Annotated in this window: 12 protein-coding genes; 4 read left to right on the plus strand and 8 right to left on the minus strand. The window is 66.1% G+C overall.

What is annotated here, in order from left to right:
- Nucleotides 1-14 precede the first annotated feature (14 nt).
- Nucleotides 15-1,475, minus strand: coding sequence for an allantoinase AllB (gene allB, locus OSH05_RS05980; protein ID WP_104217114.1), 1,461 nt, complete (start codon nt 1,473-1,475; stop codon nt 15-17).
- 138 nt (nt 1,476-1,613) lie between these two features.
- On the opposite strand from allB, the gene OSH05_RS05985 reads away from it, so the two are divergent.
- The 4 genes from OSH05_RS05985 (at nt 1,614) to OSH05_RS06000 (ending at nt 5,147) form a co-directional block, all read left to right on the plus strand.
- Nucleotides 1,614-2,306 carry an FCD domain-containing protein gene (locus OSH05_RS05985; RefSeq protein ID WP_104217113.1) on the plus strand — a complete coding sequence of 231 codons (693 nt, stop codon included), beginning with the start codon at nt 1,614-1,616 and terminating at the stop codon, nt 2,304-2,306.
- Between the two features lie 220 nt (nt 2,307-2,526).
- The gene (locus tag OSH05_RS05990) at nt 2,527-3,252 is read left to right on the plus strand and encodes a pyroglutamyl-peptidase I family protein (RefSeq protein WP_104217112.1); all 726 of its coding nucleotides are present in this window, start codon (nt 2,527-2,529) and stop codon (nt 3,250-3,252) included.
- Complete coding sequence (locus OSH05_RS05995) at nt 3,249-4,274, plus strand: isopenicillin N synthase family dioxygenase (protein WP_104217111.1); 1,026 nt, start codon at nt 3,249-3,251, stop codon at nt 4,272-4,274. The genes OSH05_RS05990 and OSH05_RS05995 overlap by 4 nt, the downstream gene beginning before the upstream one ends.
- A 78-nt stretch (nt 4,275-4,352) precedes the next feature.
- Entirely contained in the window at nt 4,353-5,147 is a 795-nt protein-coding gene (locus tag OSH05_RS06000) for an SDR family NAD(P)-dependent oxidoreductase (RefSeq protein ID WP_104217110.1), read from the plus strand.
- A gap of 6 nt (nt 5,148-5,153) precedes the next feature.
- Here OSH05_RS06000 and OSH05_RS06005 read toward each other — a convergent pair whose 3' ends face one another.
- The 7 genes from OSH05_RS06005 to OSH05_RS06035 form a co-directional block, all read right to left on the minus strand.
- Nucleotides 5,154-6,617, minus strand: coding sequence for an amidohydrolase family protein (locus OSH05_RS06005; protein WP_104217109.1), 1,464 nt, complete (start codon nt 6,615-6,617; stop codon nt 5,154-5,156).
- A gap of 121 nt (nt 6,618-6,738) precedes the next feature.
- A complete protein-coding gene (locus tag OSH05_RS06010) occupies nt 6,739-7,617 on the minus strand; it encodes an aldose 1-epimerase family protein (protein WP_104217108.1) in 879 nt (292 codons plus the stop codon).
- 246 nt (nt 7,618-7,863) lie between these two features.
- Nucleotides 7,864-8,103, minus strand: a complete 240-nt coding sequence (locus tag OSH05_RS06015; RefSeq protein WP_104217107.1) for a formate dehydrogenase subunit delta — start codon at nt 8,101-8,103, stop codon at nt 7,864-7,866.
- Entirely contained in the window at nt 8,093-8,926 is an 834-nt protein-coding gene (gene fdhD, locus OSH05_RS06020) for a formate dehydrogenase accessory sulfurtransferase FdhD (protein ID WP_104217106.1), read from the minus strand. Before fdhD ends, OSH05_RS06015 begins: the two co-directional genes overlap by 11 nt.
- A 4-nt stretch (nt 8,927-8,930) precedes the next feature.
- Entirely contained in the window at nt 8,931-11,828 is a 2,898-nt protein-coding gene (gene fdhF / locus OSH05_RS06025; RefSeq protein WP_104217105.1) for a formate dehydrogenase subunit alpha, read from the minus strand.
- A 9-nt stretch (nt 11,829-11,837) separates the two neighbouring features.
- On the minus strand, nt 11,838-13,400 hold the full coding sequence (locus OSH05_RS06030; RefSeq protein ID WP_104217104.1) for an NADH-ubiquinone oxidoreductase-F iron-sulfur binding region domain-containing protein: 1,563 nt from the start codon (nt 13,398-13,400) through the stop codon (nt 11,838-11,840).
- Nucleotides 13,397-13,858, minus strand: a complete 462-nt coding sequence (locus OSH05_RS06035; RefSeq protein ID WP_104217103.1) for a formate dehydrogenase subunit gamma — start codon at nt 13,856-13,858, stop codon at nt 13,397-13,399. Before OSH05_RS06035 ends, OSH05_RS06030 begins: the two co-directional genes overlap by 4 nt.
- Nucleotides 13,859-13,879 lie beyond the last annotated feature (21 nt).

A 13,879-nucleotide genomic window follows, 5' to 3' on the forward strand; every position in this document is an offset into this window, starting at 1 on the left:
TCGGCCCGATCGCATCAGCCCCATGGCCGCTGGTCGGGATCGAGGATCGCCTTCATCGTCGTGTTGAGGTTGCGCGGCGCCGGCGATGCCATGTTCGGCCGCACAAGCTGGCCCCAGCCCTTCTCTGCGACGATCTCGCCGTCCTTCGCCACCATGCGGCCGCGCACGAAGGTCATGATGGGAACGCCCTTCACTTCCCTGCCCTCATAGGCTGAAACCTTGCCGCGCGAATGCAGCGCTTTGGCGGAAAGCGTCGCCTGCTTGTTCAGATCGACCACGGCAAGATCGGCATCGGCGCCGACGCGGATCACGCCCTTGCGGCCATAGAGCCCGAAGGCGCGGGCCGGCGCGGCGGATGTGATCGTCGCGACGCGCTCCAGCGACAGCCGGCGATCCGCAACTGCGGTCAGCATCAAGGGCACCAGCGTCTCGACGCCGGGGAAGCCGCAGGCGAGATCCCAGATGTTGGAACCGTATTTCTCGTCGATCGCATGCGGCGCGTGGTCGGTCGCGATCATGTCGATCGTGCCGTCGGCAAGCGCTGCCCAGAGTGGCGCCTGCTGCGCCGCCTCGCGGATCGGCGGGTTCATACGCAGAACCTCGCCGCCGAGCTCCAGCATCATTTCGGCCGAGAGATAGAGATATTGCGGCAGCGTCTCGACGGTAAGGTCGACGCCCCGCTCCTTCCAGAAATGGATGAAGGGCAGCGAGCGGGCCGAGCTCTCATGCACGATATGGATGCGCGCGCCGGTCCATTCGGCGAAGGTGCAGGCGCGGTTGAGGGCCTCGACCGCAACCACGTCAGTGCGGGCCGCCAGATGCGCCAGCACGTCATTGCGCCCGGCCGCCTTCAGCTTGTTCTGCCGCCAGAACAGGATCGGCGAGTTCTCGGCATGGATCGAGCAGCGCAGCCCAAGTTCGGCGAGGATCTCGAAGCCTTCCAGCACCGCGCCGTCGGAAGGACATGGCAGATCGCCGGTCGTATTGCCGAGAAAGAGCTTGAAGCCGATGGCGCCGGCTTTCGCGAGCTCTTCCAAATTGCCCAGATTGTGCTCGCCCAAAAGGCCGTAGAGGCCGAAATCGACAACCGATTTCGATTTCGCCGCGCCGAGCTTCAGCTGGAAACTCTCAAGGCTATCGGTCGGCGGCACGGTGTTGGGCATGTCGAAGACGGTCGTGACGCCGCCCACGGCCGCCGCGGCGCTTCCCGTCGCCCAGTCTTCCTTCCGCGGCATGCCGGGCTCGCGGAAATGGACATGGACGTCGATCGCACCCGGCAGGACATGCAGCCCGGCCAGCGAGATCCGCTCTCGAGCCGGTGGCATCAGCCGGTCTTCGCCGATCGCGACGATATGGCCACGATCCACCGCGATGGAGGCTTCGATCACACCGTCTTCGTTGACGATTCGGCCGCCAGACAGCACCATGTCGACAGGCTGGAGTTGCAACTCGGCGGAGCGCACGGGAACTTGCATCAGGATTCTCGGTGGTCGGGTTGGATGAAATCCTAGCAGCAACTCGACATTATCGACAACCCATCGGGAAATCCCCGTATTGTCGATTCTCCACAGATTCAGGTGAAGCGGCTGAAATGCCGCGCGAAAGGAAGGGCCATGGGGGAAGCGATTCCGGCACGCGAGGCCGAGGAAGCCGTATCGGCCGACGCATTCCGCCTGCTCCGGGCGGATATCATCTCGGGCGCGCTGCAGGCCGGCTCGCGGCTGCGCTTCATCGAGCTTCAGGCGCGCTACGGCATCGGGACCAGCCCGCTGCGCGAGGCGCTCTCGCGGCTCGCCGCCGACCGGCTGGTGTTGCAGGAGATCAATCGGGGCTTTCGCGTCCCGCCGATCTCGCTGGCGGATTTCGAGGACATTGCCAGGCTGCGGATCGAACTGGAAAGCCAGGCCATCGAGGCGGCGGTGCGCGCCGGAGACGAGGCCTGGGAGGAGGGAATCGTCCTCGCCCATCATCGCCTGCGCCGGCTCGGGCGCCAGGAAGCCGCGCCAGAAGAGGACGCCGTGCCGGAGGAATGGGAGCTTCGCCACCGCGCCTTCCACAATGCGCTGATCGCCGCCTGCGGCTCGCCCTGGACGCTGCATTTCTGCGCCGTGCTGCATGACCAGTTCGACCGATACCGCCGCCTCGCCGGCCGCGATCCGGTCGCGCAGGTTCATCTCGCCCAGCAGCATGAGGAGCTGCTCGACGCGGCGATCGTCCGCGATGCAGCCCGCGCTGGCCGGGTTCTAGCCGATCATATCGACGGGACGCGGCGGGCCGTCGTCGAGCGGTTGAAGCGGATTGAATAGCCCCTCTGAATTGTCGTCAATTTTGATGATTGTCGAATATTTGGAATCATGTTGACGATTTGCGCAAATTGACGGTTTTTTGCGCATCGTTCTAGGCCGAACCGCTGTACTCTCCTCGTACTGCGCGCTGGCATGGCTCTTGCCAATTGTCCGTGCAAAAGGGAGCGAGAGAGATGGCAAGGCGGGCGATCGGGACCGGGGACGAACGGAGACCGCTGCCATGAGCGGCCCCATCGGCCTCGTCACCGGTTCAAAGCCCTTTGCCGGCCTGCCGACCAATCCGGCCGAGATCGTGCTGCCCTTCATCGACGGCATGGTCGTGGACGGCATCACTATCGTGGCGAAGGCGACGCCGGTGAGCCGCAACGGCTTGCCCTCGCATCTGCCGGCGCTGGTCGAGCAATATCGGCCGGCCTTCGTGCTGGCGCTGGGCCTGGCGCTTGGCGCGCCGACGGTCCGGGCCGAGACGATCGCGGTCAATGCCTGCCATTTCGCCGTCCCTGACAATGAGGGCGTGCGGCCGCTCGGCGGCGAGCCGATCCACGCCGACGGGCCGGCGGCGCGCATCGCCACCTGGGATGCGGAGGCGATCGTCGAGGCGATCCTTGCCGAGGACATTCCGGCGAAGACTTCATTTCATGCCGGCACGCATCTCTGCAATCTGACGCTCTACACCTATCTCGGCGCGCTGGACGCGATCGGTCTCAAGGGCCCCTGCGGCTTCCTTCACCTGCCCTATTTGCCCGAGCAGGTGGTGTGGATGATGCGCCATCGCGGCAAGGAGCCGGGCAGCGCCCATAGCGGCACGCTCGAACTTCCCTCCATGGGCCTTGAGACGCAGATCCGCGCCGTCAAGGCGACGCTGCATGCCCTGACGCGGCAGGCTCATGCCGCCGGCACCGCCAATCCTTCACCACCTCTCAAGACGGAGGAAGCCCTTCCATGACCCTCGCCGAACTGCCCAAGGCCTATGAAAAGGCCAAGACCGTCGACGTTGCCGACATTCCGGTCATTGATTTCGCCCCCTATCTCCACGGCACGGAGGCCGAGAAGGCCGCCGTGGCCGCGAAGATCGGCAAGGCCTGCGAGGAGGTTGGCTTCTTCTATCTCGCGGGTCACGGTGTGCCGCAGGAGCTGATCGACGCCACTTTCGGCGTCTCCAAGGACTTCTACGCCCAGCCCTTCGACGGGCGCATGAAATCGGCCGCGACGCTGGAGCATTGGCGCGGCTATGTGCCGTCCAAGCTTGAGGCCGAGGGCGGCACGGTCGGCGGCGCGATCGAGACCTATCGCTTCATGCTCGACCTGGCCAAGGACGATCCCGATGTCCTCGCCGGCAAGCCGCTGCATTTGCCAAACCGCTGGCCGGAGGGCGTGACGGACTTCAAGCCGACGGTGGAGGCCTATTTCGACGCGGTGATGAACCTCTCGAAGCAGCTCCGTGGCGCCTTCGCCCTCGCGCTCGATCTGCCGGAGGATTATTTCGAGCCCTATTACCGGAAGCCGGTCGTGCAGCTATCGCTGCTGCACTACCGTCCGCCGGTGTCGCTCGACGAGAAGGATATCGAGATCGGCGCCGGCGAGCATCGCGATACCGGCGCCTTCACGCTGCTGATGCAGGACGAGACGGGCGGCCTCGAAGTCGAGCGCAAGGACGGCGAATGGATCGGCGCGCCGCCGGTCAAGGGCACCTATGTCATCAATATCGGCAATGTCATGATGAAATGGACCAATGGCCGCTTCGTCTCGACGCCGCACCGGGTCGTGAACCGCGCCCTGAAGCCGCGCTATTCGATCCCGTTTTTCGCCAATCCGGATTATGACGTGACGATCGCGCCGATCGCCGAGATCCTGAAGGAAGGCGAAACGCCGCAATATGAGGCGTTCGAGAACGGCCCCTATATGCGCGACTTCTACGAGATGGGCATGGCGTATTTGAGGAAGCCGGGAGCCAAATCCGGGTATTGAGGGGTGCCGGATTTTCATCTCTTCCGAAAGGGAGGTGAAGACGGCACCGCCACTAACCTCCCCATCCAAGGAGCCAGAATGGATCTGAAACTCGGCGGCAAGGTCGCCCTGGTCACCGGCCCCGCCAAGGGCATGGGCGCCGCTGTCAGCAAGGCCTTCGCGTCCGAAGGCTGCCGCCTGGTGCTGCTCGGCCGCGATCTCGTTGCGATCGAGCCCGTCGCGGCGAATATCCGCGCGGCTGGGGGCGAGGTGCTGGTTACGGCCTGCGACGTTACCAGCGAGAGCGCCTGCGAAGCCGCGGTCGAAGCCGCGCGCCAGCGCTTCGGCGGCGCGATCGATATTCTGGTCAACGTCGCCGGCGGCACCGGTCCGATCGGCAAGACCGGCGCGCAGACATCGGGCGACGAGTTCCGCGACATTGTCGACGTCAACATGACGGGCTGCTTCAACATGATCCGCGCCGTGGCGCCGGTCATGATGGCGCAGAATTCCGGCAAGATCGTCAATGTCGGCGGCACCTTCGGCATGCGCGGACGAGCGGGCCGCGTCGCCTATTCCGCCTCGAAATGGGGTCTGCGCGGCCTCACCAAGAGCTTCGCGCTCGAACTGGGCGCCTCCAACATCAACGTCAACTGCGTCGCGCCGGGCATGGTCGACGGGCCGCGCTTTCGCGACAAGGTCTGCCGCGACATGGCAGAGAAGCTCGGCATCAGCGAGGCCGAGGCCGCTCGCCGCCACGCCGAGGACTATGCGCTGAAGCGCATCTCCACCGACGCCGACGTGGCGAATGCCTGCCTCTTCCTCGCCAGCGATGCCTCGCGCCAGATTACTGGCGTCGACCTCCCCGTCGATGGCGGCTGGGCGGCGCTCTAGGACGCCCTACCGCAGCCCGGCGCCGAAATGGCAGCCGCAGCCATAGAACCGGCGCACGGCTCGTTTCGTCGCGGCGGTGACTTCGTCGTCGGGCGGGGCGGCGTTCCAGTTCGCCTTCGCCTCTGCGATCAGTTCCGCTTCCAGCGACACCTTGTCGACGCTGACGCAGCGTCCATTTTCGACGACGAGGCGGCCCGCCACGATAAGCCGGCTGATGTGCTTGCGCGTCGCGCGGGTCAAAAGCACGTTGGTCGGGTCGGCCTTTGCCGAAAGCAGGTCGGGCGCCATGCCGGCATAGTCTAGGATCAGGATATCAGCGGGCGCGCCGACCTCCAGCCTGCCTCCGCCATCCTCGCCGATCACCGCCCGTCGGCCGTCGATCGTCGCCGCCTGGAACAGGCGCTCGGCCGTCACCACGTCGTCGAGGCCCCAGCCGCGATGGTTCACATAAAGCAGCCGCATCTCGCGCAGCATGTCATCGTCATCATCCATGGACTGCGCGTCCAGCCCGGCGCCGAAACGCAGGCCCGTCTTCACGAAGGCTTCAACGGGCGCGATGCCCGAACGCAGGCGCAGATTCGACGAGGTGTTGACCGATACGATGACGCCGCGCTCGGCCAGCAGCACACTCTCTGCCTCCGTCAGATAGACGCCATGCGCCAGCGACAGGCGCGGCGACAGCAGGCCGATCTCGTCGAGGCGGCGGACGATGCCGTCCGGATAGGTGTGATCGGCCCATTCTCGCTGGTAGCGGGTTTCCAGGAAATGCATATGGATGCGGCGACCGTTCAGCGCCGAGGCTTCGGCGATCGCGGCAAGCGAGGCGTCGGAAACCCACTGCGCGCCGACGGGACAGTATTGCAGCGAAAATTTTTCATGCTCGAAGGCGGCCATCTCGTCGACCTGCCGCAGAAATGCGGCAACGTCCTTCGCCGAGCCAAATCTTGATTCAAGGCGCGGGCGCAGCGAAGGCTCGGCGGCGGCGATAAAGGTCTTCTGATCGCCATAGGCGAGCAAATTGCGATCGGTGAAAGGCGCGGCAAAGGCGACGTGAATGCCGACATCGCGCGCCGCCCGTGACACCGCTTCCGCTTCCTCCAGGATCCGGGTCGGATCCTGCGGCCCATGCGAATGGTTGGTCGCGCAGACGCCGCCCTCGGCCATGCGCGCAAAGGCAACGACGGCGCGATGATAGGCGTCGAGCTTCGGCTCGCGCGGCAGCGTCGGGATCCATGCTTCCAGTGCGTCGTCGACCGCGCCGAAGGCGAGTGTCCGGAGGCCGCGGCCATGATCATGCGCGTTGACCGGCGCCGCGATCGCGATCGTGCCATTGCCCGGGCCATCCAGCGGTTCGATCGAGGCGACGCGGCCATCGGCGATCCGGATGACAGCCGACCCCATGGCCGGGCCGCGTCCCGGCGTCGCGAGCACAGCGCCTACTTCGATCGCATCCACCGCCGACCCAGCCATGCCGATTTCCTCCTTGTGGAAGTTCGACAGTAGGTCGGATGATCGTCAATGGATCAAGCCGTAGAAAATCGGCAGTGCCTGCCTGAAAGCTGGGCAGCCTCCCGCGCCTTTCGCATGTGGCTTATTCCGGAGCCTCAAGAGTCACGGACATATGGCGCGCCTCGCTGGCACCCGGGGCGATGTGCATCATGCCGGGCATGTCGCCAATATCGCCGGCAAAACCTTCGGGCGCGGCGTGGCCCTGCCAGGGCTCGATGCATAGATAGGGCGCGCCCGGCTTCATCCAGAGGCCGAGATAGGGCATGTCGGGGAAATCGGCGCGGAGGCCCGGCTTACCAGGAACGCCGAACCAGAGCGAGCGGCTCTCCAGCCGATCGAAGATCATCGCATCGTCGTCGAACAGCGACGGATCGAGCGCCAGACAACGCCCTGCGACCGGGGATGGACGCCCCTTGGCCTCGACGCCGCCCGGTCCAAGGCGACGGATTTCGGCCGGCTCATCCTTCTCGAACAGGACGATGTGATCGGTCTGCGCGGCCTCCGTGTCCGGCAGCGGCCAGGCGAAGCCGGGATGATAGCCGAAGGAAGCCGGCAGGCTGTCGCCGCCCGGATTGCGGATCGTCGCCGTCTGATGCAGCGTCGTGCCCTCCAGCGCGTAGTGCATCACCAGTTCGAAATCGAACGGGTAGTGCTGGCGCGTCGCCGTGCTCTCGATGAGACGCAGCGCGACGCTGGACGGGGTTTGCTCGACGATCTCGAATTCGCTGTCGCGCGCGAAGCCGTGCTGACCGATCGGATATTCCTTGTCGCCGACGCGAACCTTACCGCCGGCCGCCTTGCCGACGATCGGAAACAGGACCGGCGCATGACGCGGCCAGAAGGCAGGATCGGCCTGCCAGAGCCATTCGCGACCGGCGGAATCCTTCAGCGACTGCAACTCGGCGCCGAGCGTGGCGATTTCGGCGGAGAGGGTGCCGTTGGAAAGGGTGATGGTGGTCATGTCGCCTCGTGCTCCGTCCTCATTGCCACGGCGGCAGCATCCTTTCAGCAACCGGGTCATGCCGCAATGCGGGAAAGGAATGCGGGTGAAGTCGGACCCCGGCCGGAAGGCCCTCACCCCAGCCCTCTCCCAAAGGGAGAGGGAGCGCCAACCACAAACTGCTGTGCCTTGTCGACAAGCACCAGCGGACCCCTCTCCCTCTGGGAGAGGGTTGGGGTGAGGGCCTTCGCCGCGGTGAAGCGAGCCTCAGACGGCTGTGGCTCGCTCCGGCCTCGCTTCCGCAGCCAGCAGCCCCACCGCCTTCGCCGCCACAGGATCGAGCCCTTCGCCGCCTGCCGCGACAAAGGCGACGATCGCGCGGCGCATGCGGGGATCCCAGAATTGATGGAGATGCTCGGCGACGGCGGCCGGGGCGGCTTCCTCGCCCTGGGCGGCGAAGAAGATCGCGATCTGGTTGGCCATGTAGACGAGTTTTTCAGGCGACATGACGGCCCTTGTCGGCGCTGGCGGCGGGAAAGACGATCCGCTCGGGATGGGTAAAGACCTCGAAGCCGTCGGCGCGCGCGATCGCGGCGAGGGTGATGCCGGCGGTCTCGGCGGTGCGGATCGCCAGCGCCGTCGGGGCCGAGACGGCGACGATCAATTCGGCGCCGATGCGCGCCGCCTTCTGCACCATCTCGACGGAGACGCGGCTGGTCAAAAGCACCGCGCCGCCGCGAGGATCGAGCGCGGAACGGGCGAGTGCGCCAGCGAGCTTGTCGAGCGCATTGTGGCGGCCGACATCCTCGCGGAGCCGCCCAACCGGCTCGCCCGGACGCCAGAATGCCGCCGCATGGACAGCATGAGTGCGCTCGTTCATCGCCTGAAGCGCGCCGATCGAGGCCATCGCCGCCTCGATCTCGGCTGCCGCGAAAATCCCGCCCGTGCCGACCAGCGGCGCGGCGCGGGCAGCTTCCTCGAGGCTTTCGATGCCGCACAGGCCGCAGCCGACCGGACCGGCCGTGGCTCGGCGGCGCGCGGTAAGGCGACTGGCTCGCGCCTCGGCCAGTTCGATCCGGAGCTCGATGCCAAGCTCGCTCTCGATCGTCTCGACCGAAAGGATGTCGGCGGCGCTTGCCACGATACCCTCGGTCAGGCTGAAGCCGTAGGCGAAATCCTCCAGATCGGCTGGCGTCGCCATCATGACGGCTTGCGTCGAGCCGCCAAAAGTCAGCGCCACCGCCGTTTCTTCCGGCACGATTCGCGACGAAGCCGATGCGGTGCCGTCCCGCCAGCTTGTCGTTGCCGCCTCGCGGAAGGGCGCCGACACCGGCCTATTCCGCCGCGTCGAGCCGGCCGAGAATGCGCCGGCTCTCGTCGGAGTGCTCGCGATACTCTTCCTGCCAGGCGCTCGGTCCGTTGGAGGGCGCCACCTGCACGGCGGTCACCTTGTATTCCGGGCAATTGGTGGCCCAGTCGGAATAATCCGTGGTGATGACGTTCACCTGCGTCAGCGGGTGGTGGAACGTCGTGTAGACGACGCCCGGCGCCACGCGGTCGGTGATGCGGGCGCGCAAGGTCGTCTCGCCGGCCCGGCTCGCCACGCGGACGAAGTCGCCATCGCGCAGACCCCGGTTCTCGGCATCGTGTGGATGGATCTCCAGCACGTCCTCCTCGTGCCAGACGACATTGGGCGTCCGCCGCGTCTGCGCGCCGACATTATACTGGGAGAGGATGCGGCCGGTGGTGAGCAGCAGTGGGAAGCGAGGGCCGGTCTTCTCGTCGGTCGGCACATATTCGGTGATCATGAACTTGCCGAGGCCGCGCGCGAAGCCGCCGATATGCATGACCGGCGTGCCTTCCGGCGCCATCTCGTTGCAGGGCCATTGCACCGAGCCGAGCGCGTCCAGCCTGTCATAGGTCACGCCGGTGAAGCTCGGCGTCGTCGCCGCGATCTCGGCCATGATCTCGGACGGATGGGTGTAGTGCCAGTCGAGGCCCATCGCCTGGGCGAGGCGCTGCGTCACCTCCCAATCGGCCAGACCATTCTTTTCGTCCGCGCCATTCTTGGGCGCCATCACCTTGCGGACGCGGTTGATGCGCCGCTCGGCATTGGTGAAGGTCCCGTCCTTTTCGAGGAAGGTCGAGCCCGGCAGGAAGACATGGGCATAGTTGGACGTCTCGTTCAGGAACAGGTCGTGGACGACGACGCATTCCATCGCCGAAAGACCCGAGGTGACGTGATGCGTGTCCGGATCGGACTGGACGATGTCCTCGCCCTGGACATAGAGGCCGAGGAACGAGCCATCGAGCGCAGCGTCGAACATGTTCGGAATGCGCAGCCCCGGCTCGTTATCGAGCGTCACGCCCCAGAGCTTCTCGAAGATATCGCGCGTCGCGTCGTCGGAGATATGGCGATAGCCCGGCATCTCATGGGGGAAAGAGCCCATGTCGCAGGAGCCCTGGACATTGTTCTGGCCGCGCAGCGGGTTCACGCCGACGCCCGGCCGGCCGAGATTGCCGGTCGCCATGGCGAGATTGGCGATCGCCATGACGGTCGTCGAGCCCTGGCTGTGTTCGGTGACGCCGAGGCCGTAATAGATCGCAGCATTGCCGCCGGTCGCGTAGAGGCGGGCCGCGGCGCGGATGTCAGCAGCGGGAACGCCGGAGACGCGCTCGACCGCCTCGGGCGAATTGCGTTCCTCGGCGACGAAGGCGGCCCAATGCGCGAATTCGTCGAGATCGCAGCGCTCGCGCACGAATTTTTCGTCGACGAGGCCTTCGGTGACGATGACATGGGCGAGCGCGGAGAGCACCGCGACATTGGTGCCCGGCTTCAGCGGCAGATGATGTGCGGCCTCGACATGGGGGCTGCGCACCAGATCGATGCGGCGCGGGTCGATGACGATCAGCTTGGCACCTTGGCGCAGGCGCTTCTTCAGCCGCGAGGCGAAGACCGGATGGCCATCCGTCGGGTTGGCGCCGATGACCAGCACGACGTCGGAATGCTCGACACTGTCGAAATCCTGCGTGCCGGCCGAAGTGCCGAAGGCGGTCTTGAGGCCATAGCCGGTCGGCGAATGGCAGACGCGGGCGCAGGTATCGACATTGTTGTTGCCGAAGCCGGCGCGGACCAGCTTCTGCACGAGGAAGGTTTCCTCGTTGGTGCAGCGCGAGGAGGTGATGCCGCCGATCGAATCCTTGCCGGCCTTCGCCTGGATACGGCGGAATTCGCTCGCCACATGAGAGAACGCCTCCTCCCAGGAGACTTCGCGCCACGGATCGGTGATCTTCTCGCGGACCATCGGATTGAGGATGCGGTCGCGATGGTTGGTGTAGCCCCAGGCGAAGCGGCCCTTGACGCAGGAATGGCCGCGATTGGCCTTGCCGTCCTTCCACGGCACCATGCGCACGACTTCCTCGCCGCGCATCTCGGCCTTGAACGAACAGCCGACGCCGCAATAGGCGCAGGTCGTCACCACTGAATGTTCCGGCTGGCCGATCTCGATGACGCTCTTCTCGGTCAAGGTCGCCGTTGGGCAGGCCTGCACGCAGGCGCCGCAGGAGACGCATTCGGAACCGAGGAAGCTTTCATGCATGCCCGGCGAGACGCGGCTGTCGAAGCCGCGGCCCTCGATCGTCAGCGCGAAGGTGCCCTGCACCTCCTCGCAGGCGCGAACGCAGCGCGAGCAGACGATGCATTTCGACGGATCATAGGTGAAATAGGGGTTGGAAATGTCCTCTTTCAGGAAGCGCTCGTTGTCCTCGCCGCCATGGCGCGCGTGGAAATGGTTGGCGCCGGCCTCGGGATAGCGCACTTCGCGAAGGCCCACCGCGCCGGCCATATCCTGCAATTCGCAATCGCCATTGGCCGCGCAGGTCAGGCAGTCGAGCGGGTGATCGGAGATATAGAGCTCCATCACGCCTTTGCGCAGCTTCTTCAACCGCTCGGTCTGCGTGTGGACGACCATGCCCTCAGTGGCGAGCGTCGTGCAGGAGGCCGGCGTGCCGCGCATGCCGTCGACCTCGACCAGGCACATGCGGCAGGAGCCGAAGGCGTCGACCGTGTCGGTCGCACAGAGCTTCGGGATCGCCGTGCCCATCTCGGCGGCGGCGCGCATCAGCGAGGTACCGGCCGGCACCGCGACGGATTGGCCATCAATGGTCAGGCGGACGGTCTTCTCCGACTTCGAGGCCGGCGTGCCGTAGTCGATCTCGTGGATGAGCGACATGGCTTCCTCCTACTCGGCCGCCGCGGCGAGTTTCGGCTTGAGGCCGAAATCGTCCGGATAATGATGAAGCGCACTCAGGACAGGATAGGGCGTGAAGCCGCCAAGGGCGCAGAGCGAGCCGAATTTCATGGTTTCGCACAGATCCTCGATCAACGCGGTGTTCACCTCGACATCGCGGCCGACGAGGATTTCGTCCATGACCTCGACGCCGCGCACCGCGCCGATGCGGCAGGGCGTGCACTTGCCGCAGCTTTCGATCCCGCAGAATTCCAGCGCGAAGCGGGCCATCTCGCCCATTTCCACGGTGTCGTCGAAGACGACGACGCCGCCATGGCCGATCAGCCCGTCGCGGGCCGCGAAGGCCTCATAGTCGAAGGGCGTATCGAACAGCGAGGGCGGGAAATAGGCGCCGAGCGGCCCGCCGACCTGAACCGCCTTGACCGGCCGGCCGGTGAGCGTACCGCCGCCGATTGCGTTGACGAGGTCGCCGAGCGTGACGCCGAAACCGACCTCGTAGAGGCCGCCATGCTTCACATTGCCGGCAATCTGCACCGGCATGGTGCCGCGCGAGCGGCCATAGCCGACCACCGCGTAGGCTTCCGGCCCTTCGGCGAGGATGAACGGCACGGAGGCGAGCGTCACCAGATTGTTGATCGCCGTCGGCGCGCCGAAGAGGCCCTTATGCGCCGGCAGCGGCGGCTTGGCGCGGACCTGGCCGCGCTCACCTTCGAGACTTTCGAGCAGCGCCGTCTCCTCGCCGCAGACATAGGCTCCGGCTCCGACCCGGACTTCCAGCTCGAAGGCGCGGCCCGATCCGGCGACATCGGCGCCGAGATAGCCCGCAGCCCGCGCCGAGGCGATCGCCGCCTCCATCCGGGCGATGGAATGGGGATATTCGGAGCGGATATAGATGTAGCCCTTCTCCGCGCCGCAGGCGAAGCCGGCGATCGCCATGCCTTCGATCAGCAGGAACGGATCACCTTCCATCAGCATGCGGTCGGCGAAGGTGCCGCTGTCGCCCTCATCGGCATTGGCGACGATGAATTTGCGTGGACCCGCCGCCTCCAGCACCGTCTTCCACTTGATGCCGGTCGGGAAGCCGGCGCCGCCGCGGCCGCGGAGGCCCGATTTCGTGACGAGATCGACGATCGCCGCGGGCTCCAGCGCAGCGGCCTTTGACATCCCGACCCAGCCGCCCTTGGACGCGTAGTCCGCGATCGAGGCTGGATCGACGATGCCGCAGCGGGCGAAGGTGAAGCGGGTCTGGCTCTTGAGGAACGGGATCTCGTCGGCCGGGCCATGGAACAGCCGCGCCCCACGTCCCTCGAACAAGCCCGCGGCGACCAGTTCGCCGACATCGCCGGGCGCGACCGGGCCGAAGGCAACGCGGCCGGCGGGCGTCTCGACCTCGACCAGCGGCTCCAGGAAATAGGCGCCGCGTGAACCGTTGCGGATGATCTCGATCGCGAGGCCGCGCTCCGCCGCCGCGGCGCGGATCGCATCCGCGACCGCATCGGCGCCAACGGCGAGCGCGCCGGAATCGCCGGGCACGAAGATCCGTACGGCGCTCATCGCTCGATCTCCGCCACCAGCCGTTCGACCGCGACGGGATCGAGCCTTCCGGCGGGCTTGCCGTCGATCATCGCATTCGGCGCCGTAGCGCAGAGGCCGAGGCAATAGACCGGTTCCAGCGTCACCTCGCCATCCTCCGATGTCGTGCCGATCTTCTGCCCGAGCGCGGCCTCGAAAGCCGCGACGATGGCGTGAGACCCCATGGATTTACACGCCTCGGCCTTGCAGACCCGCACCACATGGCGGCCGGCCGGGGTCGAGCGGAAATCATGGTAGAAGGTGACGACGCCGTGGATCTCGGCCCGGCTGCGGTTGAGCGCATGCGCGACGATCGGCACTGCCTCGGACGGCACATAGCCGAACGCCGCCTGGATATCGTGCAGGATCGGCAAGGCCGAGCCCTCCCGCCCCGCATGGCGATCGACGATCTCCCCAACCCTTTGCGCCATATCGAGCATTGAATGTCGTTCCTCTCCCTT

It is taken from the genome of Kaistia algarum (assembly GCF_026343945.1).
Taxonomy (GTDB): Bacteria; Pseudomonadota; Alphaproteobacteria; order Rhizobiales; family Kaistiaceae; genus Kaistia; species Kaistia algarum.

Coding starts and splice junctions, on each gene's coding strand:
- OSH05_RS05990 (WP_104217112.1), top strand. CDS start 2,527: ATGAGCGGCCCCATCGGCCTCGTCACCGGTTCAAAGCCCTTTGCCGGC.
- OSH05_RS06000 (WP_104217110.1), top strand. CDS start 4,353: ATGGATCTGAAACTCGGCGGCAAGGTCGCCCTGGTCACCGGCCCCGCC.
- OSH05_RS06005 (WP_104217109.1), bottom strand. CDS start 6,617: ATGGCTGGGTCGGCGGTGGATGCGATCGAAGTAGGCGCTGTGCTCGCG.
- OSH05_RS05995 (WP_104217111.1), top strand. CDS start 3,249: ATGACCCTCGCCGAACTGCCCAAGGCCTATGAAAAGGCCAAGACCGTC.
- fdhF (WP_104217105.1), bottom strand. CDS start 11,828: ATGTCGCTCATCCACGAGATCGACTACGGCACGCCGGCCTCGAAGTCG.
- OSH05_RS06010 (WP_104217108.1), bottom strand. CDS start 7,617: ATGACCACCATCACCCTTTCCAACGGCACCCTCTCCGCCGAAATCGCC.
- OSH05_RS06035 (WP_104217103.1), bottom strand. CDS start 13,858: ATGCTCGATATGGCGCAAAGGGTTGGGGAGATCGTCGATCGCCATGCG.
- allB (WP_104217114.1), bottom strand. CDS start 1,475: ATGCAAGTTCCCGTGCGCTCCGCCGAGTTGCAACTCCAGCCTGTCGAC.
- OSH05_RS06030 (WP_104217104.1), bottom strand. CDS start 13,400: ATGAGCGCCGTACGGATCTTCGTGCCCGGCGATTCCGGCGCGCTCGCC.
- OSH05_RS05985 (WP_104217113.1), top strand. CDS start 1,614: ATGGGGGAAGCGATTCCGGCACGCGAGGCCGAGGAAGCCGTATCGGCC.
- OSH05_RS06015 (WP_104217107.1), bottom strand. CDS start 8,103: ATGTCGCCTGAAAAACTCGTCTACATGGCCAACCAGATCGCGATCTTC.